An 18,389-nucleotide genomic window follows, 5' to 3' on the forward strand; every position below is an offset into this window, starting at 1 on the left:
AAAGAATCCGACAGCGGGCCTCCCGCCCGGAATGCTTCCCTGTCCTTGCCCGGGATGTCGGGCGAAGAAGGAGAGCCCAGATGAGCGAGAGAACCTGCGCGGCCTGCGACTGCGAGCTCGACGCCGAGGCGATCAAGGTGACGATCGGCGGCCAGACGGTCGAGGTGTGCTGCGACGACTGCGCCCGGGCGCTGCGCGAAGCCGACGCAGCGACCGCGGGCGGGGAGTGACCGATGCGCCCGCCTTCCGCGATTGCGGCCGGGCCGCGAGCCGCCCGCCGCGACGACACCGTCCGAAGCCTGTTCCAGCTGGCGTCGCTGTGGCTGCGCCGGACCCGCACCCGCCCGCGGCTGTGGACGCTGAGCGACCACGAGCTGCGCGACCTCGGCCTGGAGCGCAGCGCCGCCGACCGCGAGGCGCTCAAGCCGTTCTGGCGCGGTTGAAACGGAAAGGCCCTGCCTCCGGGCGGGAGGCGGGGCCCGATCCGACGGCTGCGGGCCGCGTCAGCGTTCGACCGACAGCCAGCGGCTGAGATGGTTGTCGAGGACGTTGTCCTGCCAGCCCTTCACCCGGGCCGAGAGCATTCGCTTGCTGGTGTAGTAGTAGATCGGGATGATCGCCTGCTCGGCCATGAACAGCTGCTCGGCCTGGGCCAGGATCTGGCCGCGCTTGGCCGGGTCGGCCTCGACCACCGCCGCATCCATCAGCTTGTCGTAGTCCGGGCTGGCGTAGCCCGGATAGTTCTGCTCGCCGCTGGTGCTGCGGAACAGGTCGAGGAAGTTGCTGGGGTCGTCGAAATCGCCGATCCAGGAGGTGCGGGCGACGTCCTTGTACTCCTTCTTGCGCAGGGCGCTCTGCATCGTGCCCCATTCCAGATTGGTCAGCGTGGTCTCGACGCCGAGCTTCTGCTTCCACATCGCGCCGATGGCCACGGCGATCTTCTTGTGGTTCTCCGAGGTGTTGTAGGTGATCTCCACCGACAGCGGCTTGTCGGGGCCGTAGCCGGCCTTGGCGAACAGCTCCTTGGCCTCGGCGTCGCGCTGGGCCTGGGTCTCCCCCGCCTCCTTCGGCGTCCAGGCCGCGAAGTTGCTCATCCCCGGCGGCACGAAGGTGTAGGCCGGCAGCTCGCCGCCCTGGGTGATCTTGCTGACCATCACGTCGCGGTCGATCGCCAGCGACAGGGCGTGGCGCAGCTCCGGATGGCTCTTCCACGGCTCATGGGTCAGGTTGACCGTGTAGTAGTAGGTGCCGATATAGGGGACGATCCGCACCTCGTCCGCCATGGTCTGCTTCAGCTCGGGGATCTGCTGGTTCGGCAGGGTGTAGGTGTAGTCGAGCTCGCCGGCCTTGAAGCGCGCCAGCTCTGCGTCGACATCCTCGGTCACGAAGTAGTTGACGGTGTCGATCTTGACGTCGGCGGCGGCGTGGAACTCGGGGTTCTTGACCAGCTTCACATGGGATTGCGGCACCGCCTCGGCCAGCTTGTAGGCGCCGTTCGACACCAGGTTGCCCGGCTTGATGTAGTCGTCGCCGAACTTCTCGACATTGGCGCGGCTGAGCGGGAAGGTGGCGTGGTGGGTCAGCGTCGCCAGGAAGTACGGCGTCGGCCCGACCAGCGTGACCTCGAAGGTGCGGTCGTCGACCGCCTTGACCCCGAGCGTGTCGGCCGGCTTGTTGCCGAGGCGGATGTCCTTGGCGTTGACCACCTGGTCGATGAAGTAGCCGTAGGGGCTGGCCGTCTTCGGGTCCAGGAGGCGCTTCCAGGCGAAGACGAAGTCGCCGGCCGTCACCGGCGTGCCGTCCGACCATTTGCCGTCGGCGCGCAGCTTGAAGGTGTAGGTCCTGCCGTCGTCGGAGACGGTCCAGCTCTCGGCCGCGCCGGGGATCGGCTGCGCCTTGGCGTCCTGGGTCAGCAGGCCTTCGAACAGGTCGTTCTGGATGTTCGCCTCGCTGATGCCCGACGACTTGTGGATGTCGAGCGACTCCGGCTCCTGGCTGTTGCCGGCGTTCAGCACCATCTCCGCCGCGGCGATCTGCGACATCCCGCCCAGCAGCGCCGCCGCCAGCAGGCTGCGGACGAGAACCCTGGAGAAGCCTTGCATCTTTGTACCCCCTGTTGGGCTGGCCCTTTCTTCGGCGCCAAGGCTATGGCCTATACCACCGGCGCGCCCGGGCCAAAAAGGAGGAAGGTCTTAACCTGGGGTCATGATCCGTCGGGACCGCGCCGATTGCGGCCCCGCCCCGCCTGGGCTAACCAGAAAGCCTCAAGGAGGGAGTTCCCGAGAATGTCCGACAGCCCCGCCGGCGCCCTGGCCGGCCTCAAGGTGCTCGACCTGACCCGCGTGCTGGCCGGCCCCAGCGCCACCCAGATCCTGGGCGACCTCGGCGCCGACGTGGTCAAGGTGGAGCGGCCGGGCGTCGGCGACGACACGCGGAAATGGGGCCCGCCCTTCCTCCGGGACGCCGACGGCAACGACACGACCGAGAGCGCCTACTACCTCAGCGCCAACCGCAACAAGCGGTCGATCGCCATCGACTTCACCAAGGACGAGGGCCGCGCCCTGCTGCGCCGGCTGGTGGCCAAGGCCGACGTGCTGGTCGAGAACTACAAGCTCGGCGACCTCGCCCGCTACGGCTTCGGCTATGATGACCTGAAGGACGAGTTCCCGGCGCTGGTCTACTGCTCGATCACCGGCTTCGGCCAGACCGGCCCCTATGCCGCGCGCGCCGGCTACGACTACCTGATCCAGGCGATGGGCGGGATCATGAGCCTGACCGGCCCGGTCGACGGCGAGCCGATGAAGGTCGGCGTCGCCATCGCCGATCTGATGACCGGCACCTATGCCACGATCGGCATCCTCGCCGCCCTCGACCACCGCCGCCGCACCGGGCGCGGCCAGCTGGTCGACATGGCGCTGCTGGACACCCAGGTGGCCTGGCTGTCCAACGCCGGCCAGTACTACCTGACCTCGGGCGTGCCGACGCCGCGCACCGGCAACGGCCATCCCACGATCGTGCCCTACCAGGCGTTCCGGGCAGCGGACGAGTACCTGATCCTGGCGGTCGGCAACGATTCGCAGTTCGCCAAGTTCTGCGACGTCGCCGGCCGGCCGGACCTGGCGGCCGACCCGCGCTTCGCCACCAACCAGGCCCGGGTGCGCAACCGCGAGGTGCTGGTGCCGATCGTCGCCGGGCTGATCGCGGAGAAGCCGCGCAGCCACTGGCTCGAGGCGCTGGAGGCCCGGCAGGTGCCCTGCGGCCCGATCAACACCATTGACCAGGTCTTCGCCGACCCGCAGGTCGCGGCCCGGGGCATGCGGATCGAGATGGCGCATCCGCTGGCGCCGGAACCGGTCGCCCTGATCGGCAGCCCGATCAAGCTGTCGGAGACGCCGGTCAGCTATCGCCACGCCCCGCCCGTGTGCGGCGCCGACGGCGACGAGGTGCTGCAGGACTGGCTCGGCGAACCGAAAGCCGCTTCCGGGCGTTAATAAGGGGAACTGAGGCTGGCGCCATGCGCCGGCGAGGCGCGCGCATCCGTCATGGGCGCGCCACTGTCCGGTCGCGCCTGGCGCCGAGAAGGACGGAGAACAGAGACATGGCCAAGACTGTCCATGCGGCGTCTGCCGCCGCCCTGGCCGCGCTGCTGGTCGCAGCGCCGGCCATGGCCCAGACCGTCATCGTGCCGTCGCCGGCCCCGACCGTGGTCACCCCCGCACCGGCGCCGACGGTGGTGCAACCGGCCCCGACGGCGGTCGTGCGGCCCGCGCCCGCCGTCGTCGCCCCGCCGCCCCCCGTCATGGCCGAGCCGACGACGGCCTATCCGGTCGATCCCAACCTCCGGACGCAGCAGCCCTATCTGGTGCATGGCGGCGCGCAGCCGCGGCATCCGCCGGTCACGGCGATGCCCAGCGGGCCGGCGCCGGCCGATCCGCGCGAATACGCCACCGGCACGCCGATCACCGTGACCGGCCGCGTCGACGGCGTCACCCATCTGGGCGGCGTCACCTCGTTCCGCCTGCAGACCCCGACCGAGGCGTGGACCGTCGTGGTGCCGGGCCAGACCGGCCATGTCGGACGCTCCGCCACCGTGACCGGCTACCCGCATGTCGAGGTGCGCAACCAGCTGCTGGCCGAGAGCATCCGCTGAGGCGGCCCCCTCATCGGCTGAATAAAAAGAACCCCGGCGTCGAGGCCCGACGCCGGGGTTTCGTGAATGATCGCCTGGAAGGGGGAGAGAAGCGATCAGTCCACAGGGCTGGACGACGGCACCGCCGTCGCCGAACTCGTCTTGCTGGCTGAAAAGAACCCCGGCGCCGAGGCCCGACGCCGGGGTTTCATGAACGATCGCTGGAAGGGGGAGAGAAGCGATCAGTTCACGGGGTTGGACGACGGCGCCGCCGTCGTCGAGCTCGTCTTCTTGTGGGTCCGGGCATGCTTCTTGGCATGCTTGGCGGTGTGCGCACGGCGATGCGCCGCGTGATGGGTCGTCTTGTGGGCGGTCGCAGCCGGCGCGGCGGTCGTGTCCGTCGTGCCCGAAGTCTGGGCGAAGGCGGCGACAGGCAGAGCCAACGTCATGATGCCGGCGAGGATAAGTTTCCGCATAGTCTAGCGCTCCCGGGAGCCGTGTCGAAACGGCACATCCGACAGTGCCGCGCAGGAAGAGAACGCCATGAGTCGCCCCTCCGAGGCATGTTAACTCTTGGTAAGGCGCCTAAATTCTTCGTAAACTTGCAGCCCCGGCTGATCCGGCCCGCCATGACGACGCCGCCATCGACAGGCCGCCTGCGGTTTCCCTATCGTCGCCGGCGGGCCGGAGCGCGCCTCCGACCGCCGACAACGAAGGGGCCCTCCATGACCAGCTTCGATTCCGACATTTCGAGCCTCCGGCACGCCGGCGACCTGACCCGCCGGGGCTTCGCCATGACCTCGCTGATCGCAGGCTTCGCGCTGGCCACCCGGCCGGTCTCGGCCGCGGCCATCACCACCGACACCGAGGGGCTGGACGCCGGCGAGGTGCAGGTGCCGGTCCAGGACGGCCGGATCCCGGCCTACCGCGCCAAGCCCAAGGCCGGCGGCCCGGCGCCCGTGATCCTGGTGGTGCAGGAGATCTTCGGCGTGCACGAGCACATCAAGGACATCTGCCGCCGCTTGGCCAAGCTCGGCTACTACGCGATCGCGACCGAGCTCTATGCCCGGCAGGGCGACGCCGGCAAGATCAGCGACATCCAGCAGCTGATCTCCACCATCGTGTCCAAGGTGCCGGACCAGCAGGTGCTGTCCGATCTCGACGCCACCGCCGCCTTCGCCGCCACCGACGGCGGCGACGCCGCCCGGCTGGGCATCACCGGCTTCTGCTGGGGCGGCCGGATCGTCTGGCTCTATGCCGAGCACAATCCGAAGCTCAAGGCCGGCGTCGCCTGGTACGGCAAACTGGTCGGCGATCCCACCCCGCTGCAGCCGAAGAACCCGATCGACCTGGTGGCCGATCTGCACGCCCCGGTGCTCGGCCTCTATGGCGGCGCCGACACCGGCATTCCGGTCGACACGGTCAAGCAGATGGAAGCCGCCGCCAAGGCGGCCGGCAAGACCGTCGAATTCGTGGTCTATCCGGACACGCCGCACGCCTTCAACGCCGACTACCGGCCGAGCTACCGCCAGGGCCCGGCCGAGGACGGCTGGAAGCGGCTGCAGGCCTGGTTCCGGACGCACGGGGTCTGACATCTTCGGGCGCCGCGGAGGCCTTGCCGTCGGCAGGCCTTCGCGCCGTCCTTATCGAAATTCGATAAACCCTTATTGACCCTCGATATGGAGCCACGCATAGTGGAGCCGTGATTCGACTGGGTGAGTCCTCTTCATGCACCGCGTCGCGCGCCTCAGCAGCGTGCTCCGTCCTGCCGTCACGGTCCTGGCTTGGCTCATCCTGCTGGCGACGATCCCGTTCCTGGTCTGGGTCGTCGCCTATGGCGACGCCGACCTGTCGAAGGACGTCAATGTCCCGGTGTCGTCGCTGCCGCTGCTGCCGGTCGTGGTGTTCCTGGGGCTCTATGCGCTGCGCGCGGCTCTGATGGTGGTGGCGCTGTTCTCGCTGCGCCGGATCCTCAACCATTTCGGCCGCGAGCAGTATTTCACCCGGGACTGTGTCGCCGGCTTCCGCCGCATCGGGCTGCAGCTGGTGGCGCTGGCCGCGGTCGACGTGCTGACGCCGCTTCTCACCATCGCGGCCCTGTGGGCCACCGAGCCGCGCTTCGACCCGTCCGACATCTGGATCCTGTTGACCGATCTCCCCTTCATGCCGCTGGTGGGAGGCCTGTTCGCCCTGATCATGGCCCATGTCCTCGGACAGGCGGCCGATCTGGCGGAAGACGCAGCCCTGACGGTATAGCCCGGATGCCCATCATCGTGCGCCTCGACGTCGTACTGGCCCAGCGGAAGATGAGCTTGACGGACCTGTCCAATGCGGTCGGGGTCAGCATCCCCAACCTGTCGATCCTGAAGACCGGCAAGGCGCGCGCGATCCGGTTCTCCACCCTGACGGCGCTGTGCCGGCATCTCGGATGCCAGCCCGGCGACCTGCTCGAATATGTGCCCGGCCCCGGGGACGACGCCCCCGAGCCGCCCGAATAGACCGCCCGAACAGACCATAGGCGACCTTGCCCGACGGGCGAGGACGCCCTCCTTCCGACTCGACGACCGATCAGCGAGGATCCGATGATTTCCCGCAACGCCCGTGCCTTGCCTGCCGCCGCCCTGCTGATCCTGGGGCTGCCGCACGGCTCCGCCGGCGCCGAGCCCGACGCCGGCCTGGCCGGCTCCAGCCTGATCCTCGGCCTCGGCGTCGGCGCCGGCTTCGCCCCGACCTATGAGGGGTCGAAGCGCTACGAGTTCGTGCCGGTGCCCGCGGTCAGCCTGGCCTGGAACGACACGCTGATGATCGACAACACCACGGCCCGGCTGGTCGTGATCCGGACGCCCTGGCTGCAAGCCGGCCCCCTGGCCGCCTGGCGTCCGGGGCGTCAGCAGGATGACGACCATCGGCTGAAGGGGCTGGGCGATGTCGACGACGCCTTCGATCTCGGCGCCTATGCCCGGATCGGCTTCGGCGGCTGGTCGGCTTCGGTCTCGGCCCGCCAGGACGTGATCGACAGCGGCGGCGTCCTGGTCGGCTTCGACACCGGATACGAGCTGCCGCTGTCCGAATCCTTCAGCCTGTCCATCGGCGCCGACGCGACCTGGGCCAGCGACGACGCCATGTCGGCGAATTTCGGCGTCACCCGCCGGCAGGCGCGGCGCAGCAGATACGACGAGTTCGACGCCGAGGCCGGCTTCAAGAACGCCGGCCTGTCGCTCGGCGCCAGCTACGCCCTGAGCGAGCGCTGGTCGGTCCGCGCCGTCACCGGCTACGAGCGGCTGCTGGGCGACGCCGCCCGCAGCCCGATCGTGAAGCAGGGCGGCACGGCGGACCAGGCCTACGGCTTCGTCAGCGTCACCTATCGCTTCGGCCTGTAGCGGCCGGGGATCAACAGGGGAGTGGGATACGATGATCTTCCGAGCCTGCTTTGTGCTCATGCGCAGCGTGGCCCGCGGCCTGGCACGGGTGTCCGGCCGCCCCGACCGCCGGGTCCGGATCGTGCGCCTGCTGCCGCACGGCGTCCCGCATCAACGGCCGGCGCCGCTCCGGCTGGCGCATGACGCACACCGCTCCGGCGAGGCCCGGCGGGCCGGGCCGGGACCGAAATGATCGGCGTCATGCTCTGGCTCGCCGGCATCCTGCTGCTCGCCGCGCCCTATCTCTGGGCCTGTGCCCTGTGCCTGGTCGCCCGCGACCGGCCCTCTGCGACCGAGCGGCCGGGCCCACCGTTGCGGCGGGAGTGATATGATGCCGATACCGACACTGCCCATCCGGAAGCAGACGAAGGACGAGAGATGATGACCCGCGCTCACCGCCGACAGGCCCGCTGGCTGGTCCTGGCCGCCGCGGCCGCCGCCCTGGCCGGCTGCGGCGTCGTCGCCGCGCCGTTCCGCGTCACCGGCGCCGTGGTCAAGGCCGTGCCGGTGGTCGGCCACCCGGTCGCCGCCCCGCTGGACGCGACCGGCGACGCCATCGACTGAGAAGAACCGGCCGAGAGCCCGTCCGAGAATGCGCTGGCGCGAGTCGGCTGGCGGTGGTTTCGAGAACCGGAGCGCAGAAACCGCCGTCGGGCGGCCGCGCCAGTAGCATTGGCGGATGGGCTCGGGCTATGGTCGGCGCCCCTCTGCCCAGCGCCGCCGATGACCGACGAGCCTCCCCCTGCCGCCTCCGGCCATGTCTTCCGCCACCGCGGCTTCGCCTGTTACTGGACCGCCAAGCTGATCGCGACCTTCGCGGTGCAGTTCGTCAGCGTCGCGGTCGGCTGGCAGGTCTACGACCTGACCCGCGACCCGTTCGACCTGGGCCTGGTCGGGCTGGTGCAGTTCCTGCCGTCGCTGGCGCTGGTGCTGGTCACCGGCGCCGCGGCCGACCGCTACAACCGGCGCATGATCATGGCGGTCTGCATCGTCGGCGAGATCCTGTGCGCCCTGGCGCTGCTGGCCATCACCATTGGCGGCGACCACCGGGTCTGGCCGATCTTCGTGGTCCTCGCGGCCCTCGGCATCGCCCGCGCCTTCCTCAACCCGGCGGCGCAGTCGCTGCTGCCCAACCTGGTGCCGGCCGCCGACCTGTCGACCGCGATCGCCTGGAACTCCTCCTCCTGGCAGATCGGCACCATCACCGGCCCGGTCATCGGCGGCCTGCTCTACGGCCTGGCGCCCGAGGTGCCCTATGCCAGCGCCGCGGTACTGATGGCGGTCTCGGTCGTGCTGGTGGCGCTGATCCCCAAGCCGGCGCAGAAGACGGTGCCGGAGCCGGCGAGCTGGCACAGCCTGGGCGCCGGCTTCCGCTACATCTGGGGCGAGAAGGTGGTGCTGGGCGCGATCTCGCTCGACCTCTTCGCCGTGCTGCTGGGCGGCGCCACGGCGCTGCTGCCGGCCTATGCCCGCGACATCCTCGACGTCGGGCCCTGGGGCCTCGGCCTGCTGCGGGCCGGCCCCGGCATCGGCGCGCTGGTGGTGGCGATCTGGCTGGCCCGCCGGCCGATCGAGGACCGGGCCGGGCTGATCCTGTTCGTCTGCGTCGCCGGCTTCGGCGCCTTCACCTGCGTCTTCGGCGCCTCCACCCTGCCCTGGCTGTCGATCCTGGCGCTGATCCTGATGGGCGCCTTCGACATGGCCAGCGTCTATGTCCGCGAGACCCTGATCCAGCTGTGGACGCCGGATTCGCTGCGCGGCCGGGTCAATGCCGTGAACATGGTCTTCGTCGGCGCCTCGAACGAGGTCGGCGAGTTCCGGGCCGGCCTGTCGGCGGCGCTGATCGGCGTGGTTCCGGCGGTGGTGATCGGCGGCATCGGCACCATGGCCGTGGCCGCGCTGTGGTCGGCCTGGTTCCCACAGCTGCGCCGGATCCGCCACCTGAACCACGCCGCCTGACGCAGAGATCGCCGTTCCCCCAGCCGGGAAAATCGCCATGATGGTCGCGGCGCAGGAACGGATTCGCTCATGTCCTCATTCGATCCCACCTCGATCTGGGCGCTCGCCGCCGCGGCGGTGCTGGGCTATCTGCTCGGCTCGATCCCGTTCGGCCTGGTGCTGACGAAGGCGGCCGGGCTGGGCGACATCCGCAGCATCGGCTCCGGCAACATCGGCGCCACCAACGTGCTGCGCACCGGCCACAAGGGCCTGGCCCTGGCGACGCTGCTGCTGGACGGCGGCAAAGGCGCCATCGCCGTGCTGGTCGCCGGCCTGTTCGACCCGATGCTGGCCGTCCTGGCCGGCGGCGGCGCCATGCTGGGCCACCTGTTCCCGGTCTGGCTCGGCTTCAAGGGCGGCAAGGGCGTGGCCACGGCGCTGGGCACGCTGCTGGCGATCGCCTGGCCGGTCGGCGTGCTGTGCTGCCTGGTCTGGCTCGCGACGGCCGTCCTGTTCCGCTACTCCTCGCTCGCCTCGCTGACCTCGGCCGCCGCGGCGCCGGTCCTGGCCTGGGCCCTGTCGGGCATCACGATCTTCGGCGCGGTCTGGGCCGACCTGCCCCGCGCCGCCCTCGCTTTGTTCATCGCCGTGCTGGTGTTCATCCGCCACGACGGCAACATCCGCCGGCTGCTGCGCGGCGAGGAGCCGAAGATCGGCCAGAAGAAGACGCAGACGGCGGGCTGAGCACCGGTGTCCCCGCCGGGATTTCGTCGACATGAATCGTTTGTCGACCGCCTGCGTCAGGACCGGGGCCGATGATTTCGAGCCATGATGAAAGATTTCAATCTGATGTGATTGATCGGCTCCGACTTTTTACCTCTGTATGCGTCCGACGCGATTCGATGAAATCGAGGACGGACCATGCGGCGCATCCCGGAACCTTTCCGAATCAAGATGGTGGAGCCCATCCGGGCGATCACGGCCGAGGCGCGGCAGGCTGCCCTCGAAGCGGCGGGCAACAACCCGTTCCTGCTGAAGGGCGAGGACGTCTATATCGACCTCCTCACCGATTCCGGGACCGGGGCGATGAGCCACCGGCAATGGGCCGGGCTGATCACCGGCGATGAATCCTATGCCGGCAGCCGCAGCTTCTTCCTGCTGCAGGAGACCGTCCGCGACCTGTTCGGCTACCCCTTGGTCGTGCCGACCCACCAGGGCCGGGGCGCCGAGCACATCCTGTTCCCCTGCCTGGTGCAGCGGAAGCGCGACCAGGGCGGGGCCCGGCAGCCCGTCTTCATCTCGAACTACCACTTCGACACCACGGCCGCGCATGTCGAGCTGAGCGGCGCCCGCGCCGTCAATGTCGTCACCGAGAAGGCCTTCGACACGGCGTCCGACCACGGCTGGAAGGGCGACTTCGATCTCGATCGGCTCGAAACCGCCATCGCCGAGCACGACCCGGCCAACGTCGCCGCCATCATCGTCACGGTCACCTGCAACAGCACCGGCGGCCAGCCGGTCTCGATGGCGAACATGCGCGCCGTCCATGTGATCGCCCGGCGCCACGGCATCCCGGTGGTGATCGACGCCGCCCGCTTCGCCGAGAACGCCTGGTTCATCCGGCAGCGCGAACCGGGCTATGCGGAGACGAGCATCGCCGAGATCGTCCGTGAGATGTTCACCTACGGCGACGCGATGACCATGTCCGCCAAGAAGGACGGGCTCGTGAACATCGGCGGGCTCTGCTGCGTGCGGGAGGACGAGGCGCTGTTCGACGCGGTGCGCATCCGCTGCGTGCCGTTCGAAGGTTTCGTCACCTATGGCGGCCTCGCCGGGCGCGACATGGAGGCGCTGGCGATCGGGCTGCGCGAGGGCATCGACGAGACCTTCCTGTCCTATCGCATGGCCCAGGTCGCCTATCTCGGCGAGCGGCTCCGGCACGGCGGCATCCCGATCCAGACTCCGGTCGGCGGCCACGCGGTCTTCGTCGATGCGGCAAAGCTGGCGCCGCACATCCCGCCATCGCGGTTTCCGGCCCAGGCGGTGACCAACGCGCTCTATCTCGAAGGCGGAATCCGCGCTGTCGAGATCGGCTCGCTGCTGCTCGGCCGGGACCCCGCGACGGGTCGCCAGAAGCCCTCGCCGCTGGAGCTGATGCGGCTGGCTATCCCGCGCCGCGTCTACACCAACGACCATATGGACTACATCGCCGATTGCCTGATCGCCGTGGCCGGCCGCGCCCACCAGCTTCGCGGGCTGGAATTCGCCTATGAGCCGCCGGTGCTGCGGCATTTCCTGGCGCGACTGAAGGTGGCGGACGAAGCGGAGATGGCGGCGGCCTGAAGCAGCCCTCCGCGAGATCCCGATTGACCCGGCCGGCGCCCAGCCGCGAAGCTGGCCGGATGACGATGCCCCGGCGCCCCCTGAGCGAAGCCGAACGGTTGGACTGGCTTCGCCTGGCCCGGACCGACGCCGTCGGGCCCATCACCTTCCATCATCTGATCGCCCGCTACGGCTCGGCCGGCGCGGCGATCGAGGCGCTGCCGGAGCTGTCGCGCCGCGGCGGCCGGCGGGTCGAGCTGAAGCCGCCCTCCCCGGCCGACGCGCGGCGCGAGTTGGAGGCGCTGGCGCGGATCGGCGGGCGCCTCGTCGCCGCCTGCGAGCCGGACTATCCCGAAGCCCTGGCGGCGATCGAGGACGCGCCACCGGTGCTGTCGCTGCTGGGCCGCGGCGACCTGCCGGCGCGGCCGATGGTCGGCATGGTCGGGGCCCGCAACGCCTCGCTGAACGGCCGCCGCTTCGCCCATGACATGGCGCGGCAGCTGGGCCAGGCCGGCTTCACCGTGGTCTCCGGCTTCGCCCGCGGCATCGACACAGCGGCGCATCAGGGCGCCCTCGCCACCGGCACGCTGGCGGTGCTGGCCGGCGGGCTCGACATCATCTATCCGCCGGAGAATGCCGGGCTGTACGATCGCCTCGCCGAATCCGGTCTCGTGGTGGCGGAGAGCGCCCTCGGCACCCAGCCGACCGCCCGCCACTTCCCGCGGCGCAACCGGCTGATCTCCGGCCTGTCGCTCGGCGTGGTGGTGATCGAGGCGGCGCTGCGCTCCGGCTCGCTGATCACCGCCCGCATGGCCGCCGAGCAGGGGCGGCAGGTGCTGGCGGTGCCGGGATCGCCGCTGGCCCCCCGCGCCCAGGGCTGCAACCGGCTGATCCGCGGCGGCGCCACCCTGGTCGAATCGGCCGAGCACGTGATCGAGGCGCTGGCGCCGCAGATCTCCGCCCCGCTGCTGCGCGAGGCGTCACCCCCGGTGTCCCGCCCCCGCCCCGCCGCCGTGCCGGAGGGCGGCGACGGGGCAGAAACCGACCGCGCCGGGGCGATGGCCCGGGTGCTGGAGCTGCTGTCGCCGACGCCGACGGCGGTTGACGAACTGTTGCGCGATTGCCAATTGTCTCCGCCGGTGGTGCTGACCGTGCTGCTGGAGCTCGAACTCGCCGGCCGGATCGAGCGCCAGCCCGGCAACCGGATCAGCCTGCTGTGACTCGCCGTTATTGGTGAGCCCGTTTCCTGGCGTCGCCACCCGGCGGCGCCGCTGTCGCAATCGAGTGTGGCGCTTTGGCAGACCAGACCCTCGTCATCGTCGAGTCGCCCGCGAAGGCCAAGACGATCAACAAGTATCTCGGCCGGGACTTCACGGTGCTGGCCAGCTTCGGCCATGTCCGCGACCTGCCGGCCAAGGACGGCTCGGTCCGGCCGGAGGAAGACTTCGCCATGGACTGGGAGCTGGCCGACCGCGGCAAGTCCCGCATGGACGAGATCGCCCGCGCCGCCAAGGACGCCTCCCGCGTGCTGCTGGCCACCGACCCGGACCGCGAGGGCGAAGCCATCTCCTGGCATGTGCAGCAGCTGCTGCGCGACCGCCGCGGGCTGAAGGACCTGGACATCCGCCGGGTCACCTTCAACGAGATCACCAAATCCGCCATCCTCGACGCCGTCGCCCATCCGCGCGACCTGGACCGCGAGCTGATCGAGGCCTATCTGGCCCGCCGGGCGCTGGACTACCTGGTCGGCTTCACCCTGTCGCCGGTCTTGTGGCGCAAGCTGCCGGGCTCCCGCTCCGCCGGCCGTGTCCAGTCGGTGGCGCTGCGGCTGATCTGCGAGCGCGAGCTGGAGATCGAGCGGTTCCGGCCGCGCGAGTTCTGGAGCATCGAGGCGGTGTTCCGGACGCCGAAGGGCGACGAGTTCACCGCCCGGCTGACCCATCTGAACGGCCGCAAGCTCGACAAGTTCGACCTGCCGGACGAGGCCTCGGCCCGGGCCGCGGTGGCGGCGATCGACCCGCTGGCCTTCGCCGTCGTCTCGGTCGAGACCAAGCAGGTGCGGCGCCACCCGGCCCCGCCCTTCACCACCTCGACCCTGCAGCAGGAGGCGTCGCGCAAGCTGGGCATGAGCGCGACCCAGACCATGCGCACCGCCCAGCGCCTGTATGAGGGCGTCGACATCGGCGGCGAGACGGTCGGCCTGATCACCTATATGCGGACCGACGGCCTGACCCTGGCCGGCGAGGCCATCGCCCAGGCCCGCCAGGCGATCGGCAACCTCTATGGCCCGACCTATGTCCCGGGCCAGCCGCGGGTCTACAAATCGACCGCCAAGAACGCCCAGGAGGCGCATGAGGCGATCCGCCCGACCGACCTGCGCCGCCGGCCGGAGGACGTGTCGCGCTTCCTGTCGCGCGAGGAGCTGCGGCTCTACGAGCTGATCTGGAAGCGCACCATGGCCTGCCAGATGGAATCGGCGGTGCTGGACCAGGCCATCGTCGACGTCGCCGATGCCCGCCAGACCGCGGTGTTCCGCGCCGTCGGCACGGTCGTCCGCTTCGACGGCTTCCTCAAGGTCTACCAGGAGGACCGCGACGATCCGGCGGCCCCGGGGGAAGATGCGGACGAGAGCCAGCGCCGCCTGCCGGCCATGGCCAAGGGCGACGCGGTCGACCGCCGCAAGACCATCCCGGAGCAGCACTTCACCCAGCCGCCGCCGCGCTACACCGAGGCCAGCCTGGTGAAGCGGATGGAGGAGCTGGGCATCGGCCGTCCCTCCACCTACGCCTCGATCCTGCAGGTGCTGCAGGACCGGGAGTATGTCCGGCTGGAGAAGAAGCGCTTCGTGCCGGAGGACCGCGGCCGCATCGTCACCGCCTTCCTCGAGAACTTCTTCCGCCGCTACGTCGAGTACGACTTCACCGCCAAGCTGGAGGAGCAGCTCGACGACATCTCCGGCGGGCGGCTGGACTGGAAGCAGGTGCTGCGGGACTTCTGGGCCGCGTTCCACGCCGCGGTCGAGGAGACCAAGGACCTCAAGATCGGCGACGTGATCTCGGCGCTCGACGAGGCGCTGTCGGACCACCTGTTCCCGCCCAAGGGCGACGGCACCGACCCGCGTCTGTGCCCGTCCTGCGCCAAGGGCCGGCTGGGGCTGAAGCTGGGCCGCACCGGCGCCTTCGTCGGCTGCTCGAACTATCCGGAATGCCGCTTCACCCGGCCGCTCGGCGCCCCGACGGAGGAGAATGGCGGGGCGGAGGAATCGGCCTTCCCGCGGCTGCTGGGCGAGGATCCGGAGACCGGCTTGCCGGTGTCGATCCGCAAGGGCCCCTACGGCATCTACGCCCAGCTCGGCCCGAAGGACGAGGCGGCCAAGGGCGAGAAGCCGAAACGCGCCTCGCTGACCAAGTCGCAGGACCCGATGACGATCGGGCTGGAGGAGGCGCTGGCGCTGCTGTCCCTGCCGCGCGAGATCGGCCGGCATCCGGAATCGGGCGAGCCGATCGTCGCCGGCATCGGCCGCTTCGGGCCCTATCTGAAGCATGGCGAGCGCTACAAGAACCTGCCGCCGGACGAGGACGTGCTGAAGATCGGCATGAACCGCGCCGTCGACCTGCTGGCCGCCGACGCCGCCAAGGCCCGGCCCAGCGCCGAGCCGCTGCGCGAGGTCGGCGCCCATCCGCAGGATGGCGAGCCGATCAAGGTCTTTGCCGGCCGCTACGGCCCCTATGTCCGCCACGGCAAGGTCATGGCCTCGCTGCCCCGCGGCGTGGAGCCCGAGGCGGTGACGGTGGACAAGGCGGTGGAATGGCTGGCCGCCAAGGCGGCGAAGGGCCCGGCCAAGGGTGGCCCCAAGAGTGCAAGAGGGGGCCGGTCCTCCGCCAAGGCGGCGCCGAAATCCGCCACGAAGAAGCCCCCGGCGAAGAAGGCGGCCGCGCGCAAGGGCAAGGCGGCCGAGTGAACGCCCCTCCTCCCCCTCGATTACGGCTTTTGTGATCTCCCTCCCCTTGCGGGAGGGGGAAGAGGGTTGGGCCGAAGAGCGGTTTCCGATCGTGCGATCCGGCCACAAGCTCTCGATCCGGCGCCACCGGCGATCTTCGATCGACAGCCCCTCCCCTGCCCCCTCCCGCAAGGGGAGGGGGAGAGAACTCGTGAGGCGGCAGACCTGCCGCCCTTCGCATCATGACCCGCCCGCCGACCCGGAAGGGCGCCAAGCCCCCCGCGGCCAAGGGCCGGAAGGCGGAGAAGCCCTTCCCGACGCGCGAGCAGATCCTCGACTTCCTGAAGTCGCGCGAGGACACGGTCGGCAAGCGCGAGATCGCCCGCGCCTTCCACATCACCGGCGACGATCGGGTGCGGCTGAAGCAGCTGCTGCAGGACATGGCCGAGGACGGCCAGTTGGAGAAGCGCCGCGGCCGACGCATGCGCGCGCCGGGCGCGGCCCTGCCGGGCGTCGCCGTGCTGCGCATCGTCGCCATCGACGCCGAAGGCGAGGCTCTGGCCCAGCCGATCCGCTGGGAGGAGGAAGAGCCGCCGCCGCGCATCGTCATGGCCGCCGACAGCCGCGGCGCGCTGGCGGTCGGCGACCGGGTGCTGGCCCGGCTGCAGCAGGACGAGGACGGCGGCTGGACCGGCCGGACCATGCGCCGGCTGGAGGCCCAGGCCGATCTTCGCGTCGTCGGCGTATTCCGCCGCGGCCGCGACGGCCAGGCGCGCATCGTGCCGGCCGACAAGCGGGCGCGGGACACCTGGCCGGTGCGCGAGGGCGACACCGGCGGCGCCAAGGACGGCGACCTGGTCGAGGCGCTGGTCGAGGCGTCCGACCGCCTCGGGCCGCGCCGCACCGTCGTCACCGCCCGCTACGGCGACGCCGAGGATCCGCGCTCGATCAGCCTGATCGCCATTCATGCCGCCGGCATCCCGACCGAGTTCCGGCCCAAGGCGCTGGCTCAGGCCGAGGCGGCGCAGCCCGCCGGTCTCGACGGCCGGGTCGACCTGCGCCAGGTGCCGCTGGTCACCATCGACGGCGCCGATGCCCGCGACTTCGACGACGCGGTCTGGGCCGAGCCCGACCCGGACCACCCGGGCGGCTGGCACCTGATCGTCGCCATCGCCGACGTCGCCCATTACGTGCCGCCGGGATCGCCGCTCGACCGCGACGCCTTCGAGCGCGGCAATTCCTGCTACTTCCCCGACCGCGTCGTGCCGATGCTGCCGGAGGCGCTGTCGAACGGCCTGTGCTCGCTGCGGCCGGACGAGGACCGCGCCTGCCTGGCCGCCGACCTGTGGATCGACGCGCAGGGCCGGCTGAAGCGCCATCGCTTCCGCCGCGGGCTGATGCGCTCCGCCGCCCGGCTGACCTATGAGCAGGTGCAGGCCGCCCGCAACGGCCAGCCGGATGAGCTGACCGGGCCGCTCTTGGAGCCGGTGATCGCCCCGCTCTACGGCGCCTATGAGGCGCTGCTGGCGGCGCGGGAGAAGCGCGGCACGCTGGAGCTGGACCTGCCGGAGCGCAAGGTCCAGCTGGGCGAGGACGGCCGGGTCGCCTCGATCGGCGTGCGGCCGCGGCTCGACAGCCACAAGCTGATCGAGGAGTTCATGATCGCCGCCAATGTCGCCGCGGCGGAGACGCTGAGCGACAAGGCCATGCCGGCGCTCTACCGCGTGCACGACCAGCCCGACCGCGCCCGGGTCGAGGCGCTGAGAGAGTTCCTGGCCCCGCTCGGCTATTCCCTGTCGCTCGGCCAGGTGATGCGGCCGCGGGTGTTCGGCCAGATCCTGGCGCGGGCCGAGGGCCGGCCGGAGGAGCCGCTGGTCAACGAGATGGTGCTGCGGGCCCAGGCCCAGGCGGTGTACAGCCCGGACAATCTCGGCCATTTCGGCCTGGCCCTGCCCCGCTACGCCCACTTCACCTCGCCGATCCGCCGCTATGCCGACCTGACCGTGCATCGCGGCCTGATCCGGCTGCTGCGTCTCGGCGACGACGGCTCGACCGAGGAGGAGCTGTCGCGGCTGGAGGAGATCGGCACCCATATCTCGCTCACCGAGCGTCGCGCCGCCCAGGCCGAGCGCGACGCGGTCGACCGCTACCTGGCGAGCTGGCTGTCGGACCGGATCGGCGCGGTGCTGCCCGGCCGGATCGGCGGCGTCGCCAAGTTCGGCCTGTTCGTGAAGCTGGACGACTCGGGCGCCGACGGGCTGGTGCCGATCTCGACCCTGCCCGACGACTATTACGATCATGACGAGGCGGCGCACGCCCTGGTCGGCCGGCGCTGGAACCGCGTGTTCCGGCTGGGCGCCCGGGTGCGGGTGCGGGTCACCGAGGCCGATCCCCTGACCGGCAGCACCGTCTTCGCCCTGGTCGATGCCGGCCACGGCGCCGATCTCGAAGGACTGCCGCCCCTCGCCGAGCCGGGCCGCCGCGGCCGCCCCCGGCCACCCGGCCGCAAGCCGGGCCCGCGTGGCGGATCGCGCCGCTAGGACCGGCCGCCAAACGCATACCTGTTTATGTCCACAGTCTCTCGCCGCAAAATGCAGCCCTGCTGCGCTGCAATACCGCCTTTCTCCTGTCAAGGTCCTGG

19 protein-coding genes are annotated in these 18,389 nt (G+C 70.6%); 17 read left to right on the forward strand and 2 right to left on the reverse strand.

Annotation, left to right across the window (positions count from 1 at the left end; genetic code table 11):
- Positions 1–80: 80 nt before the first annotated feature.
- Positions 81–230, forward strand: coding sequence for a hypothetical protein (locus LG391_RS08330; protein WP_225767509.1), 150 nt, complete (start codon positions 81–83; stop codon positions 228–230).
- Between the two features lie 3 nt (positions 231–233).
- Positions 234–443, forward strand: a complete 210-nt coding sequence (locus LG391_RS08335) for a DUF1127 domain-containing protein (RefSeq protein WP_225767510.1) — start codon at positions 234–236, stop codon at positions 441–443.
- A 60-nt stretch (positions 444–503) separates the two neighbouring features.
- Here LG391_RS08335 and LG391_RS08340 read toward each other — a convergent pair whose 3' ends face one another.
- Complete coding sequence (locus LG391_RS08340; RefSeq protein ID WP_225767511.1) at positions 504–2,102, reverse strand: peptide ABC transporter substrate-binding protein; 1,599 nt, start codon at positions 2,100–2,102, stop codon at positions 504–506.
- Positions 2,103–2,285: 183 nt separating this feature from the next.
- On the opposite strand from LG391_RS08340, the gene LG391_RS08345 reads away from it, so the two are divergent.
- Positions 2,286–3,491: a CaiB/BaiF CoA-transferase family protein gene (locus LG391_RS08345; protein WP_225767512.1), complete on the forward strand. Its 1,206-nt coding sequence runs from the start codon at positions 2,286–2,288 to the stop codon at positions 3,489–3,491.
- A 107-nt stretch (positions 3,492–3,598) separates the two neighbouring features.
- Positions 3,599–4,150 (forward strand): hypothetical protein, encoded by a 552-nt coding sequence (locus LG391_RS08350; protein WP_225767513.1) that lies wholly within the window; start codon positions 3,599–3,601, stop codon positions 4,148–4,150.
- A gap of 221 nt (positions 4,151–4,371) precedes the next feature.
- Here the strand turns inward: LG391_RS08350 and LG391_RS08355 are convergent, their stop codons facing one another.
- Complete coding sequence (locus LG391_RS08355; protein ID WP_225767514.1) at positions 4,372–4,605, reverse strand: hypothetical protein; 234 nt, start codon at positions 4,603–4,605, stop codon at positions 4,372–4,374.
- 249 nt (positions 4,606–4,854) lie between these two features.
- Between LG391_RS08355 and LG391_RS08360 the strand changes: the two genes are divergently transcribed.
- From LG391_RS08360 to rnr, 13 genes are all read left to right on the forward strand, one after another.
- Positions 4,855–5,721 (forward strand): dienelactone hydrolase family protein, encoded by an 867-nt coding sequence (locus LG391_RS08360; RefSeq protein ID WP_225767515.1) that lies wholly within the window; start codon positions 4,855–4,857, stop codon positions 5,719–5,721.
- Positions 5,722–5,857: 136 nt separating this feature from the next.
- Positions 5,858–6,385, forward strand: coding sequence for a DUF2975 domain-containing protein (locus LG391_RS08365; RefSeq protein ID WP_225767516.1), 528 nt, complete (start codon positions 5,858–5,860; stop codon positions 6,383–6,385).
- Positions 6,386–6,390: 5 nt separating this feature from the next.
- Positions 6,391–6,627, forward strand: coding sequence for a helix-turn-helix transcriptional regulator (locus LG391_RS08370; protein ID WP_225767517.1), 237 nt, complete (start codon positions 6,391–6,393; stop codon positions 6,625–6,627).
- Between the two features lie 84 nt (positions 6,628–6,711).
- The gene (locus LG391_RS08375) at positions 6,712–7,509 is read left to right on the forward strand and encodes a MipA/OmpV family protein (protein ID WP_225767518.1); all 798 of its coding nucleotides are present in this window, start codon (positions 6,712–6,714) and stop codon (positions 7,507–7,509) included.
- A gap of 31 nt (positions 7,510–7,540) precedes the next feature.
- Positions 7,541–7,741 carry a hypothetical protein gene (locus LG391_RS08380; protein ID WP_225767519.1) on the forward strand — a complete coding sequence of 67 codons (201 nt, stop codon included), beginning with the start codon at positions 7,541–7,543 and terminating at the stop codon, positions 7,739–7,741.
- 8 nt (positions 7,742–7,749) lie between these two features.
- Entirely contained in the window at positions 7,750–7,875 is a 126-nt protein-coding gene (locus LG391_RS34680; RefSeq protein WP_255646468.1) for a hypothetical protein, read from the forward strand.
- A gap of 51 nt (positions 7,876–7,926) precedes the next feature.
- Positions 7,927–8,112: a DUF6726 family protein gene (locus LG391_RS08385; RefSeq protein WP_225767520.1), complete on the forward strand. Its 186-nt coding sequence runs from the start codon at positions 7,927–7,929 to the stop codon at positions 8,110–8,112.
- 159 nt (positions 8,113–8,271) lie between these two features.
- Complete coding sequence (locus LG391_RS08390) at positions 8,272–9,507, forward strand: MFS transporter (protein WP_225767521.1); 1,236 nt, start codon at positions 8,272–8,274, stop codon at positions 9,505–9,507.
- Positions 9,508–9,576: 69 nt separating this feature from the next.
- Positions 9,577–10,230: a glycerol-3-phosphate 1-O-acyltransferase PlsY gene (plsY, locus tag LG391_RS08395; RefSeq protein ID WP_225767522.1), complete on the forward strand. Its 654-nt coding sequence runs from the start codon at positions 9,577–9,579 to the stop codon at positions 10,228–10,230.
- 177 nt (positions 10,231–10,407) lie between these two features.
- On the forward strand, positions 10,408–11,829 hold the full coding sequence (locus LG391_RS08400; protein WP_225767523.1) for a tryptophanase: 1,422 nt from the start codon (positions 10,408–10,410) through the stop codon (positions 11,827–11,829).
- Positions 11,830–11,888: 59 nt separating this feature from the next.
- On the forward strand, positions 11,889–13,028 hold the full coding sequence (gene dprA / locus LG391_RS08405; protein WP_225767524.1) for a DNA-processing protein DprA: 1,140 nt from the start codon (positions 11,889–11,891) through the stop codon (positions 13,026–13,028).
- 74 nt (positions 13,029–13,102) lie between these two features.
- On the forward strand, positions 13,103–15,769 hold the full coding sequence (topA, locus tag LG391_RS08410) for a type I DNA topoisomerase (RefSeq protein WP_225767525.1): 2,667 nt from the start codon (positions 13,103–13,105) through the stop codon (positions 15,767–15,769).
- Positions 15,770–15,990: 221 nt separating this feature from the next.
- Complete coding sequence (rnr, locus tag LG391_RS08415) at positions 15,991–18,288, forward strand: ribonuclease R (RefSeq protein ID WP_225767526.1); 2,298 nt, start codon at positions 15,991–15,993, stop codon at positions 18,286–18,288.
- The last annotated feature ends 101 nt before the right edge of the window (positions 18,289–18,389 follow it).

The organism is Inquilinus sp. Marseille-Q2685, from assembly GCF_916619195.1.
In the GTDB taxonomy this organism is placed as follows: domain Bacteria; phylum Pseudomonadota; class Alphaproteobacteria; order DSM-16000; family Inquilinaceae; genus Inquilinus.